This is a genomic window from Streptomyces sp. NRRL S-244 (genome assembly GCF_000717915.1).
Classification (GTDB): Bacteria; Actinomycetota; Actinomycetes; order Streptomycetales; family Streptomycetaceae; genus Streptomyces.
The window spans coordinates 50977-62499 of sequence record NZ_JOCX01000011.1; the positions used below are offsets into that span (position 1 = coordinate 50977).

The following is an 11523-nucleotide window of genomic DNA, read 5'->3' on the forward strand; positions in this document are numbered from 1 at the left end:
CACCTCAAGGGCGCAGCGCGCTGCTGAGGCGCGATACCGCTCCGCCCAAACCCCACCTGCGCGCCAGCGCATCGACGAGTTCCGGCTGCGCGGGCACCGCGGGCAGCGCCGGGTCGAACTCCGGAAGCGGGACGTCCGAGGCCACCCGGACCACCTTCGGAGCCACCGCCAGATACGGCCGGGATTCGTCCAGCCGCTTGCGCTGCGTAGGTGTCAGCTTCGACTTTGGGTCGTCGATCGCCGCGATGATCCCGGCCAGTGATCCGTACGCGTCCAGCAGCTTCGCCGCCGTCTTCTCGCCGACCCCCGGGACCCCCGGCAGCCCGTCGCTCGGGTCCCCGCGCAGCAGCGCCAGGTCCGCGTACCCCGCGCCGTCCACCCCGTACTTCCCGCGCAGCCACGCCTCGTCCGTCACCTGGAGCGTGCCGACCCCCTTCAGCGGGTACAGCACGCGCCGCTGCCGGGCGTCGTCGACCAGCTGGTACAGGTCCCGGTCGCCGGTGACGATGTCCACCGGGCCCGTGGCGCGCGCCGTGAGCGTGCCGATCACGTCGTCGGCCTCGTACCCGGCGACGCCCACCCGGGCGATCCCGAACGCGTCCAGCGCCGCCTCGATGATCGGCACCTGCGGCGACAGCGTGTCGGGGGTCTCCTCCACGTCCGGACCGCTCTCGGTCTCCTCGGCGACCCGGTGCGCCTTGTACGAGGGGATCAGCTCCACCCGCCACTGCGGCCGCCAGTCGGCGTCCATGCACGCCACCAGATCGTCGGGGCGGTGGTCCTGGACGAGGCGCCCGATGAAGTCGAGCAGCCCGCGCACCGCGTTGACGGGGGTGCCGTCCGGGGCCTTCACGGAGTCCGGCACGCCGAAGTACGCGCGGAAGTAGAGGGAGGCGGTGTCCAGCAGCATCAGGCGTCGAGTCGTCGTCACGGTGACGATGATGCCGCACCCCGCCCGCGGCCGACGGTTACGCCCGGGGGCACGGGAGATGGCCGCAAGAGCGCTCGGAAACGGCACGGGAGTTTCACCCGGGGCGTACCCTGGTCGGCTCTTGCACGCGAAACCGGGGGCGGATGCTGCGTAAGGTGCTTACAGCACACCGATGTGAGACGGACGCCGACGTACGCCGACGGACCAGACAAGGGGAGGGCAGCCCCGCCATGGACGACAGGGACGGCTCGGACGACAAGGAACGGGACAAGGACGCCAAGGAACCGCTCCGGGTGGGCGTGGCCGTGCGCAAGCGCCGCCGGGCACTGCACCTCACCCTCGCCGCCGTATCGGCGCGCAGCGGCCTGTCGGTGCCCTTCCTGAGCCAGATAGAGAACGAGCGGGCGCGGCCCAGCATGCGCTCCCTGGAGCGGGTCGCCGACGCCCTGGAGACCACGGCCGTCGAGCTGCTGGCCGCCTCCGACACCGCGCGCACGGTCGATCTCGTACGGGCCGGGGACGACTCCGGGCTCACCCCGGTGCCGGGCGTGCGCCCCCTCGTACGCGGACACCACCAGCTGCACGCGCTGGAGTTCACCGGCGACCAGGACGCCGGCCGCGAGTACCAGCACCGCAACGACGAGCTGATGTACGTGGTCTCGGGCGCGTGCCAGGTGGAGGCGGAGGGGCGGGCGTACCGGCTGGAGAGCGGGGACGCGCTGTTCCTGTCCGGCGGCGTACGCCACCGCTGGCGGGCCGTCTCCGAGGACACCCGGCTGCTGGTCGTGGCGGTGGGCGAGCACATCCACGCGACCTCCGAGCCGCCCTCGCCCGGGCAGTGAGCCGCAGCCGGACGCGGGTCGTCTCGCTCGTGCCCTCGCTGACCGAGGCGGTGGCGGTCAGCGCTCCCGGGCTGCTCGTCGGGGTGACCGACTGGTGCACGCATCCCGCGGACCTCGCCGAGCGGGGCGCGGTGCGCATCGGGGGGACGAAGAACCCCGACGTGGAGCGGATCACGGCGCTGCGCCCGGACCTGGTCATCGCCAACGAGGAGGAGAACCGGGTCCCGGACCTGGCGGCGCTGCGCGCGGCCGGGGTGGAGGTGCTGGTCACCGAGGTGCGGGAGCTGCCGCAGGCGCTGGCCGAGCTGTCCCGGGTGCTGGTGGGGGCCCTGGGGCTGGCGAGGCCGCGGTGGCTGGACGAGGCCGAGGAGGCCTGGGCACGGGTGGCGCCGGCCGGCCCGCTGCGGGCGTTCGTACCGGTGTGGCGGCGGCCGTGGATGGTGCTCGGCCGGGACACCTTCGCGGGCGATCTGCTGGCCCGCCTCGGCGTGCACAACGTCTACGCCGGGCACGCCGAGCGGTATCCGCGGGTGCCGGTGGAGGAGCTGGCCGCCGCCGACTGCGATCTGGTGGTGCTCCCCGACGAGCCGTACCGCTTCACGCGCGAGGACGGCCCGGAGGCCTTCCCGGACCGTCCCTCCGCCCTGGTCAGCGGCCGCCACCTCACCTGGTACGGACCCTCGCTGGCCGAGGCCCCGGCGGTACTGGCGGCGGCCCTGCGGGCGGCGCGTTAGCGGGGGAGCAGCGCGCCGGTGGACAGGCCGCGCAGGGTGTGGGCCGCGGCCAGCAGCCAGGCGGTCAGCAGGGCCAGGAACAGGGCGGTCGCGAGCCAGGCGAACGCGGTCAGGCCGGTGTGGCGGGCCAGACCGGCGGCGCCCGTGACGCAGGTGCCGACGGGGAAGGTCAGCGCCCACCAGGTCATCGCGAACCCCATGCCGTTACGGGCGGCCCGGACCAGCATCGCGGCCGCGAGGGCCAGCCACAGCAGGGCGAAGCCCATCACGGGCACTCCGTAGACCACCGCGAAGGCACCGAGCGCGCCGGCGTAGGGGGCGCCGATCGCCTCGGGGGCCACGTCGGCGAGCTGGTTGACCGCGGTGGTGGACTGGCCGAGGGGGCCCAGGACCAGGAACAGGGTCGGGGTCAGCAGCAGGGGCAGGGGACCGCCCACGATCAGCCGGCCGAAGACCAGGGGCAGCATCAGCAGGGTGGCCAGCAGGCTGATGCCGAACATGGCGTAGCAGGCCAGCAGCAGCGCCTCGCGGGGCTGTCCGGCGGGCAGGTGGGGTATCAGCAGGGGCCCCAGGGCCGCGGAGACCATCGGGGCGACCAGGGGCAGCAGCCACACGGGGGTGGCCTGCGCGGCCTCCACCTTGTGCCGGACCATCATCAGGTACGGCACCACCACGGCCATGAGCAGGCCGATCGCGGTGCCGGCGGTGAAGAGCACGGCGTCGACGGCGACGGCGGCGGGCACGCCGATGAGGTCCTTGCCGACGATCAGGGTGCCGCCGCCGACGGCCAGCAGGGCCATCGCGAGACATCCGTAGAAGGGGGCCACGGCGGGGTCGAGGAGGTGGGCGCGGGCCTGGTCGCGGTGGTGGAGCCAGTGGCCGGCGCGGGCGGTGAGCAGGAGGGCGAGGGCCGCCGCGGACAGCGCCCAGACGATCTGGCAGGCCACGCGCTGGCCGGGCACCTGGTACGGGAGGGTCGCGCCGGCGTTGGCGACGATCGCCGTGCCCATGACGGACGCGTACCAGTTGGGGCCGAGGTGACGGAGCGCCGGGAAGGCCTTGTGGGCTTCGGGGTTCCGGGAGGTGTGGGCGCGGGGTCGCGCGAGGGTGGTGGCCATGGACCCAGCCTCGTGGCGGGGCCCGGCGGACGGCAGAGGCCATCTCTCTATAAGGCCATAAACTGACTTTATGGGTAACGAGGAGTGGGTTCCGCTGGCACACCGGGTACCGGACCTGGGGGCGCTGGAGCTGCTGCTCGCGGTCGCCCGGATCGGCAGCCTGAGCGGCGCGGCCAAGCGCATGGGCATCACCCAGCCCGCCGCGAGCAGCCGGATCCGCGCGATGGAGACGCGGCTGGGCGTGGCGCTGGTGGACCGCTCGCCGCGGGGGTCGACCCTGACGGCGGAGGGGGCGCTGGTCACGGACTGGGCGCGGCGCGTGGTGGAGGCGGCGGAGGCGTTCGACGCCGGGGCGCAGGCGCTGCGCGGGCGGCGGGACTCGCGGCTGCGGGTGGCGGCCAGCATGACCATCGCGGAGTACCTGCTGCCGGGGTGGCTGATCGCGCTGCGCGGGCAGCGGCCGGGAACGGCGGTGTCGCTGCACGCGGGGAACTCGGCGGTGGTCGCGGAACGGGTGCTGGCCCACGAGGCGGACCTGGGGTTCGTGGAGGGCTTGTCGGTGCCGGAGGGGCTGGACTCGGCGGTGATCGCGCAGGACCGGCTGGTGGTGGCGGTGGCTCCGGGGCACGCGTGGGCGCGGCGCTCGCGGGGGGTGGCGGCGCAGGAGCTGGCGGCGACGCCGCTGATCCTGCGGGAGTGGGGCTCGGGGACCCGGCAGGTGCTGGACGCCGCGCTGGCGGAGAGCGGCGGCCTGGCGGCGCCGCTGCTGGAGCTGGCGTCGACGACGGCGGTGAAGGCCGCGGCGCTGAGCGGGGCCGGGCCGTGCGTGCTCTCGGAGCTGGCGGTGGGGGAGGAGCTGGCGGCCCGGCGCCTCGTCGAGGTCCCGGTGACGGGGGCGGCGCTGGGGCGGGCCCTGCGGGCGGTGTGGCCGGTGGGGGCCAGGCCGGCGGGCCCGGCCCGCGACCTGCTGTCGCTGACCCGGGCCCGCCCCTGACCTGCGGTCCGGTGGCCCGGCCCGCGTTCCTGTTCCTCGGACTCCTCAGGCTCCTCGGACTCCTCGGGCTGATCGGCCTGATCGCCCGACCGGCCTCCGTCAGGCCGGGACCACCGCGCTGAGCGAGGCCGCTTCGACCAGCGCGGACATCACGCGGGTGTCCTTGTCGCGTTCCGGGTGCCATTGGACGCCGAGGACCCAGTGCGCCGGGTCGGGGAGTTCGATGGCCTCCACCGTGCCGTCGACCGCGTGGGCCGAGGCGATCAGGCCCGCGCCCAGGCGGTCGACCGCCTGGTGGTGGTAGGTCGGCACCTCCGCCTCCTCCGGGACCAGCGCCGCGTACCGGGTCCCCTCGACCGGGCGGACCGGGTGCCAGGACATGACACCAGGGGCGACCGCATGGCCGTCGATGTGCTGGACCAGCGTGCCGCCCAGGGCCACGTTCAGCGCCTGCATGCCCCGGCAGATGCCCAGCACCGGCAGGCCCGCCGCCAAGGCCGCCTCGATCAGGGAGAGTTCCCACTCGTCCCGCCGCGTGGCGGGAGCGCCCGTACGAGGGTCCCGCTCGGCCCCGTAGCGGACCGGGTCCACGTCGGGGCCGCCCGCGACGACCAGGCCGTCCAGCCGGCTCAGCACCTCCGCCGCCGAACCGGATTCGTCCGGCGGGAGCAGCACGGCCGCGCCGCCCGCCGCCTGGACGAGTTCGTGGTACCCGGTGGGGACGAGGGACGTGGGGACGTCCCACACCCCGTAGCGGGTGGATTCCTCCACGTAGGTCGTGATGCCGATGAGCGGCCTGGGCACGGTTGTTACCTCCAGGGTTCGGGGAACGGCGGTCAGTCTCGGGTGAGTTCGGCCTCGGCCTGCGCCAGCGCCGCGAACTCCTCCTCCGGAGCGGAGGCCACGAGGTGGTGCCGACTGTAGAACGCGAAATAGGCGAGGGCGACGGCGTACACACCGAGGGCGATGAACGCCGCGTCCTTGTCCACCAGGAAGGTGGCGACCAGCGCCGAGAGGGCGAGGACGAAGGCCACCGAGGAGGTGGCGATGCCGCCGGGCGTGCGGTACGGGCGCTCCAGGCCCGGCTCCCGCCTGCGGAGCACGATGTGCGAGAGGGCCATCAGCGCGTACGAGATCGTCGCGCCGAACACCGCGATGTTGAGCATGCGCGGGCCGTTGCCGGTGGCAGCGGCGAGCGCGAAGCCGATCGCGCCGGGGATGAGCAGGCCGAGGTACGGGGCCTTGCGCTTCGAGGTGAGGGAGAGGAAGCGCGGCAGGTAGCCGGCCCGGGAGAGGGCGAAGAGCTGGCGGGAGCCGGCGTAGATGAGGGAGAAGAAGGAGGCCACGAGGCCCGCGAGCCCGGCGTAGTTGACGAAGGTCTTCAGCCAGGAGAGGCCGGGGTCCCCTTCGAGGGCGACGACCAGCGGGTTCCCCGCGTCCTTGATGGCGTCGGCGCCGCGGGCGCCGGTCGAGGCCAGGAAGGTGAGCAGGGCGAGCAGGACGAGGATGCCCATGGAGATCGACAGGGCCCGGGGCATGGAGCGCACCGGGTCCTTGGCCTCCTCGGCGGCCAGCGGTACGCCCTCGACGCCGAGGAAGAACCACATGCCGAAGGGGAAGGCGGCCCAGATGCCGAGGACGCCCAGCGGCAGCCAGGAGCTGGATCCGGCGGCGGTGGTGTCCACGGCGATGTTGTCGAGGTTCGAGGGGTCGAACTCGGTGAAGGCGCCGAGCGCGAAGACGATCAGCGCGAGCACGGCGATGGCGGTGACGACGAGGGAGAAGCGCAGGGCCTCGCCGACGCCCCACAGGTGGATGCCGATGAAGACGGCGAAGCAGGCGAGGTAGACCGGCCAGCCGGAGGTGAGGCCGAAGAGGTTCAGGGATTCGACGTAGTCGCCGATGAAGATGGCGATGGCGGCCGGGGCCAGGATGTACTCGATCAGGATCGCGGTGCCGGTGAGGAAGCCGCCCCAGGTGCCGAGCGCCCGGCGGGCGAAACCGTAGCCGCCGCCCGCCGTCGGCAGGATCGCGGACAGTTCCGCGAGGGAGAAGACGAGGCAGGCGTACATCGCGCCCATCAGGACGGTGGCGATGGCGAGCCCGCCGAAGCCGCCCTGGGCGAGGCCGACGTTCCAGCCGGAGAAGTCGCCGGAGACGACGTACGCGACGCCGAGGCCGGTCAGCAGCAGCCAGCCGGCGCTGCCGCGGCGCAGCGTACGCCGCTCCAGATAGCCGTCGGAGCTGTCGCCGCCCTCGGGGGACGTGGTGGGTTCGGGTACGGCTGCGAGCCGTGCCTCGGTGTCGTCGGCCATGTGCGCTCCTGCCTAGGGCAATGGTTGTGGGGCGTACCTTTGCCGTAGGGGAGTGGAGTGCGCAAGACCCCTGCGTTAAACGGGGGTAACGAAAACCTCTCGGGCCGCATCCGCCGCGTCCGTTCTAGGCCAGGAATCCGCGCAGCAGGGCCGCCGTTCCGCAGCAGTGTTCGCGCATCACCTCGCGCGCCGCGTCCGGGTGGCGCTCCAGCACCGCCTCCACGAGCGAGCTGTGCTGCTGCTGGGAGTGCTCCAGGTTCCGCACCAGCAGCGGGATGCAGTCCAGCAGGTCGTTCACCGTGGCCCGCACGGCGGCGTACTGGGCCGTGAGGGTGGCCGATCCGGCGAGCTCGCACAGGGTGAGGTGGAAGAGGGTGTCCTGGCGCCGGTAGTCGGTCAGCGGGGCGTCATGGGTGGCGGCCAGGGCGCCGAGCAGCCGCTCGGAGCCCGCCTCGGTGAGCCCCTGGGAGGCGCACAGTCCGGCCGCGCCGACCTCCAGGACCTCGCGGAACCGCAGGACGTCCTCGATGTCCACGCCCACCACGCGCCGGCGCAGCTCGTCCTCGCTGCCGCCGGCCGGGGTGTCGGGGCGGGGGAGCACGAACGTTCCGCCGTACCGCCCGCGCCGGGCCTCCACCAGGCCCTGGTCCTGGAGCACCTTCAGCACCTCGCGCAGGGTGACCCGGCTGATCCCCATCCGCTCCGCCAGCTCCCGCTCGGGCGGCAGCCGTTCGCCGCCCGGCACCAGACCCAGCCGGACCACCTGGAGGATCTGCTCCAGGGCCTCCTCGAAACCGTTGCCCGCCCGCACCTGTCGCAGTACGGGATTCAGCCGCGCGATCGCGCCGCCTTCGCTCGCCGTGTCGGTCATCTTGGCTCCTCCCCTTCCCAAGCAATGGTTCTGTTCAATACCTTAGGCGTTCTCGGCTCACCGAAGGAGAGATTCCAGTGGTAGACCGCAAGCCTCCGCTCGCGCCCGAGGAGCTCCGCGCTCTCGTGGCGAGCGGCGAGATCGACACCGTCGTCCTGGCCTTCCCCGACATGCAGGGGCGGCTCCAGGGCAAGCGGTTCGCCGCACAGTTCTTCCTCGACGAGGTCCTCGCCCACGGCACCGAGGGCTGCAACTACCTCCTCGCCGTCGACACGGACATGAACACCGTCGACGGATACGAGATGTCCTCCTGGGACCGCGGCTACGGGGACTTCGCCATGCACCCCGACCTCGCGACCCTGCGCCGGATCCCGTGGAACCCGGGCAGCGCCTTCCTCCTCGCGGACCTCGCCTGGAACGACGGCTCGCCCGTGGTCGCCGCGCCCCGGCAGATCCTGCGCCGCCAGCTGGAGCGCCTCGCCGACCAGGGGTACACGGCCATGGTCGGCACCGAGCTGGAGTTCATGGTCTTCCAGGACACGTACGAGCAGGCCTGGAACTCGGGCTACCGCGGGCTGACCCCGGCCAACCAGTACAACATCGACTACTCGGTCCTCGGGACCGGCCGCATCGAGCCCCTGCTGCGCCGGATCCGCAACGAGATGCAGGCCGCGGGCCTGATCGTCGAGTCCGCGAAGGGGGAGTGCAACCTCGGCCAGCACGAGATCGCCTTCCGCTACGACGAGGCGCTGACCACCTGCGACCAGCACGCCGTCTACAAGACCGGCGCCAAGGAGATCGCCTCCCAGGAAGGCGTCTCGCTCACCTTCATGGCCAAGTTCGACGAGCGCGAGGGCAACTCCTGCCATATCCACCTCTCGCTGGGCGACGCCGACGGGCACAACGCGATGGCCGGCGACGGCCCGGGCGGAATGTCACCGGTGATGCGACACTTCCTGGCCGGCCAGCTGGCCGCGCTGCGCGACTTCTCCCTTCTCTACGCCCCGAACATCAACTCGTACAAGCGTTTCCGGCCGGGATCCTTCGCGCCGACCGCCGTCGCCTGGGGCGTGGACAACCGGACCTGTGCGCTCCGAGTCGTCGGCCACGGCCGCTCCATGCGCTTCGAGAACCGCCTCCCGGGCGGGGACGTGAACCCGTACCTCGCCGTCGCCGGCCTGGTCGCCGCCGGTCTGTACGGCATCGAGAACCGCCTCGAACTGCCCGAGGCCTGCGCGGGCAACGCGTACACGGCGGACTTCGCGCACGTTCCCACCACCCTGCGCGAGGCCGCGGAGCTCTGGGAGAACAGCGAGATCGCCAAGGCCGCGTTCGGGCCCGAAGTGGTCGCCCATTACCGCAACATGGCCCGCGTGGAACTGGACGCGTACGACTCCGCCGTCACCGACTGGGAACTGCGCCGCTCCTTCGAACGCCTGTAGTCACCTGGTAGCCCACTCACCGTCATCTCTGCCCCCGAACCTCTGTGAGGCGACACGTGTCCGATGTGCTGGCCCCCGACAAATTGACAGTGTTGAATCCGGCCACCGAGGAAGTCGTCGCCATCGTCCCGGCCGCCACACGGGACGATGTCGACGCCGCCGTCGCGCGGGCCGCCGCGGCCCAGCGCGGCTGGGCGGCGGCCGCCCCCGCCGACCGGGCCCGGCTGCTGCGCCGCTTCGCCGCGGTCGTCGACGAGCACATCGAGGAACTGGCCCGGCTGGAGGTCCGCGAGGCCGGACACACCATCGGCAACGCCCGCTGGGAAGCCGGCAACGTCCGCGACCTGCTCGAATTCGCCGCCGGGGGAGTGGAACGGCTCTCCGGCCGGCAGATCCCCGTCGCCGGCGGCATCGACGTCACCTTCCTCGAACCCCTCGGCGTCATCGGCGTGATCGCCCCGTGGAACTTCCCCATGCCGATCGCAGCCTGGGGCCTCGCCCCGGCCCTGGCCGCCGGCAACGCCGTCCTCCTCAAGCCCGCCGAGACCACCCCGCTCACCGCGCTGCGCCTCGCCGAACTCGCCCTCGAAGCCGGGATCCCCGAGCACCTCTTCCAGGTGCTCCCCGGCCGCGGGACCGTCGCCGGAGACGCGCTCGTCGAGCACCCGGGCGTCGCGAAGATCGTCTTCACCGGATCCACCCCGGTCGGCAAGCAGATCATGGCCAAGTGCGCCGACCGGGTGAAGCGCGTCACCCTCGAACTCGGCGGCAAGAGCCCCAACATCGTCTTCGCCGACGCGGATCTCGAAGCCGCCGCGGCGGCCGCCCCGATGGCCTTCCTCGACAACACCGGCCAGGACTGCTGCGCCCGTACGCGGATCCTCGTCCAGCGCTCCGCCTACGACCGGTTCCTGGAGCTGCTCGCCCCCGGCATCGAAGGCGTCGTGGTCGGCGACCCCGCCGACGAGAAGACCCAGATGGGGCCGCTGATCTCCCGCGTGCAACTGGAGCGCGTGCGGTCGTACGTCACCGACGACCTCACCGCGATCCGCGGCACCGCCCCCGAGGGCCCCGGCTTCTGGTACCCGCCCACCCTCGTCACGGACGTCGCCCCCACCGCGCCCGTGGCGGCCGCGGAGGTCTTCGGCCCCGTCGCCGTCGTCCTCCCCTTCGAGGACGAGGAGGACGCCGTACGCCTGGCCAACGCGACCGAGTACGGGCTCTCCGGCTCCCTCTGGACCCGCGACATCGGCCGCGCGCTGCGCGTCTCGCGCGCCGTCGCCGCGGGCAACCTGTCCGTCAACTCCCACAGCAGCGTCCGCTACTGGACGCCCTTCGGCGGCTACAAGCAGTCCGGACTCGGCCGCGAGCTCGGACCCGACGCCCTGACCGCATTCACCGAGACCAAGAACGTCTTCATCAGCACGGAGGCCTGAGCCCATCATGACCACTTCTGACACCGAGATCGTCTGCCGCCGCCTGGTCGGCCGCACCGCCGTCATCACCGGAGCCGGCAGCGGCATCGGTCTCGCCACCGCCCGCCGGCTGGCCTCCGAGGGCGCCAACGTGGTCTGCGCCGACATCGACGCGAGCGCCGGCAAGGCCGCGGCCGAGGAGGTCGGCGGCCTGTTCGTGAAGGTCGACGTCACCAGCCCGGAGGAGGTCGAGGCCCTCTTCAAGACGGCCTTCGACACCTACGGATCCGTCGACATCGCCTTCAACAACGCGGGCATCTCGCCCCCGGACGACGACTCGATCCTCACCACCGGCCTGGAGGCCTGGAAGCGGGTCCAGGACGTCAACCTCACCTCCGTCTACCTCTGCTGCAAGGCCGCCCTGCCGTACATGCAGCGCCAGGGCCGCGGCTCCATCATCAACACCGCGTCCTTCGTGGCCATCATGGGCGCCGCCACCTCGCAGATCTCGTACACCGCCTCCAAGGGCGGCGTGCTCGCCATGTCGCGCGAGCTCGGCGTGCAGTTCGCCCGCGAGGGCATCCGCGTCAACGCCCTGTGCCCGGGGCCGGTCAACACCCCGCTGCTTCAGGAGCTGTTCGCCAAGGACCCGGAGCGGGCGGCCCGCCGCCTGGTGCACATCCCGCTGGGCCGGTTCGCGGAGCCCACCGAGATCGCGGCCGCCGTCGCCTTCCTCGCGAGCGACGACTCCTCGTTCATCAACGCCACCGACTTCCTGGTCGACGGCGGCATCTCGGGCGCGTACGTGACGCCCCTGTAGGCAGACCCGCGGGTGGGCGCCCCCACCGTTCACCCGTACTC

General features: G+C 72.7%; 11 protein-coding genes. 6 read left to right on the forward strand and 5 right to left on the reverse strand.

Translation table 11 applies throughout. The annotated features are described in order from the left end of the window. Nucleotides 1-4: 4 nt before the first annotated feature. Nucleotides 5-910, reverse strand: coding sequence for a 5'-3' exonuclease (locus IF02_RS0115435; protein WP_030157219.1), 906 nt, complete (start codon nt 908-910; stop codon nt 5-7). A 251-nt stretch (nt 911-1161) separates the two neighbouring features. Between IF02_RS0115435 and IF02_RS0115440 the strand changes: the two genes are divergently transcribed. Together IF02_RS0115440 and IF02_RS0115445 are read left to right on the forward strand one after the other, a co-directional pair. Further along, nucleotides 1162-1773 (forward strand): helix-turn-helix domain-containing protein, encoded by a 612-nt coding sequence (locus IF02_RS0115440; protein ID WP_048476971.1) that lies wholly within the window; start codon nt 1162-1164, stop codon nt 1771-1773. Beyond that, nucleotides 1770-2507: a helical backbone metal receptor gene (locus IF02_RS0115445; RefSeq protein WP_030157222.1), complete on the forward strand. Its 738-nt coding sequence runs from the start codon at nt 1770-1772 to the stop codon at nt 2505-2507. Before IF02_RS0115440 ends, IF02_RS0115445 begins: the two co-directional genes overlap by 4 nt. On the opposite strand, the gene IF02_RS0115450 is transcribed toward IF02_RS0115445, so the two are convergent. Further along, nucleotides 2504-3625, reverse strand: coding sequence for a TDT family transporter (locus IF02_RS0115450; RefSeq protein WP_078622108.1), 1122 nt, complete (start codon nt 3623-3625; stop codon nt 2504-2506). The genes IF02_RS0115445 and IF02_RS0115450 overlap by 4 nt on opposite strands. Nucleotides 3626-3695: 70 nt before the next feature. Between IF02_RS0115450 and IF02_RS0115455 the strand changes: the two genes are divergently transcribed. Next, the gene (locus IF02_RS0115455; protein ID WP_030157225.1) at nt 3696-4619 is read left to right on the forward strand and encodes a LysR family transcriptional regulator; all 924 of its coding nucleotides are present in this window, start codon (nt 3696-3698) and stop codon (nt 4617-4619) included. Nucleotides 4620-4718: 99 nt separating this feature from the next. On the opposite strand, the gene IF02_RS0115460 is transcribed toward IF02_RS0115455, so the two are convergent. The 3 genes from IF02_RS0115460 to IF02_RS0115470 all read right to left on the reverse strand — a co-directional run bounded on the left by IF02_RS0115460 (nt 4719) and on the right by IF02_RS0115470 (nt 7805). Next, entirely contained in the window at nt 4719-5423 is a 705-nt protein-coding gene (locus tag IF02_RS0115460; protein ID WP_030157227.1) for a gamma-glutamyl-gamma-aminobutyrate hydrolase family protein, read from the reverse strand. A 32-nt stretch (nt 5424-5455) separates the two neighbouring features. Next, nucleotides 5456-6934 carry an ethanolamine permease gene (eat, locus tag IF02_RS0115465; RefSeq protein WP_030157229.1) on the reverse strand — a complete coding sequence of 493 codons (1479 nt, stop codon included), beginning with the start codon at nt 6932-6934 and terminating at the stop codon, nt 5456-5458. 124 nt (nt 6935-7058) lie between these two features. After that, entirely contained in the window at nt 7059-7805 is a 747-nt protein-coding gene (locus IF02_RS0115470; RefSeq protein WP_030157231.1) for a FadR/GntR family transcriptional regulator, read from the reverse strand. Nucleotides 7806-7882: 77 nt separating this feature from the next. Here IF02_RS0115470 and IF02_RS0115475 point away from each other — a divergent pair, with 77 nt between their 5' ends. The 3 genes from IF02_RS0115475 to IF02_RS0115485 all read left to right on the forward strand — a co-directional run bounded on the left by IF02_RS0115475 (nt 7883) and on the right by IF02_RS0115485 (nt 11482). Then, entirely contained in the window at nt 7883-9247 is a 1365-nt protein-coding gene (locus tag IF02_RS0115475) for a glutamine synthetase family protein (RefSeq protein WP_030157233.1), read from the forward strand. A gap of 89 nt (nt 9248-9336) precedes the next feature. Next, nucleotides 9337-10683, forward strand: coding sequence for an aldehyde dehydrogenase family protein (locus tag IF02_RS0115480; protein WP_420708156.1), 1347 nt, complete (start codon nt 9337-9339; stop codon nt 10681-10683). Nucleotides 10684-10690: 7 nt separating this feature from the next. Next, complete coding sequence (locus IF02_RS0115485) at nt 10691-11482, forward strand: 3-oxoacyl-ACP reductase (protein ID WP_030157236.1); 792 nt, start codon at nt 10691-10693, stop codon at nt 11480-11482. The last annotated feature ends 41 nt before the right edge of the window (nt 11483-11523 follow it).

What these genes read in the sequence shown, in the direction of transcription:
- IF02_RS0115435 (WP_030157219.1), bottom strand. Translation starts at nt 910, where the DNA reads ATGCTGCTGGACACCGCCTCCCTCTACTTCCGCGCGTACTTCGGCGTG.
- IF02_RS0115440 (WP_048476971.1), top strand. Translation starts at nt 1,162, where the DNA reads ATGGACGACAGGGACGGCTCGGACGACAAGGAACGGGACAAGGACGCC.
- IF02_RS0115450 (WP_078622108.1), bottom strand. Translation starts at nt 3,625, where the DNA reads ATGGCCACCACCCTCGCGCGACCCCGCGCCCACACCTCCCGGAACCCC.
- IF02_RS0115455 (WP_030157225.1), top strand. Translation starts at nt 3,696, where the DNA reads ATGGGTAACGAGGAGTGGGTTCCGCTGGCACACCGGGTACCGGACCTG.
- eat (WP_030157229.1), bottom strand. Translation starts at nt 6,934, where the DNA reads ATGGCCGACGACACCGAGGCACGGCTCGCAGCCGTACCCGAACCCACC.
- IF02_RS0115470 (WP_030157231.1), bottom strand. Translation starts at nt 7,805, where the DNA reads ATGACCGACACGGCGAGCGAAGGCGGCGCGATCGCGCGGCTGAATCCC.
- IF02_RS0115485 (WP_030157236.1), top strand. Translation starts at nt 10,691, where the DNA reads ATGACCACTTCTGACACCGAGATCGTCTGCCGCCGCCTGGTCGGCCGC.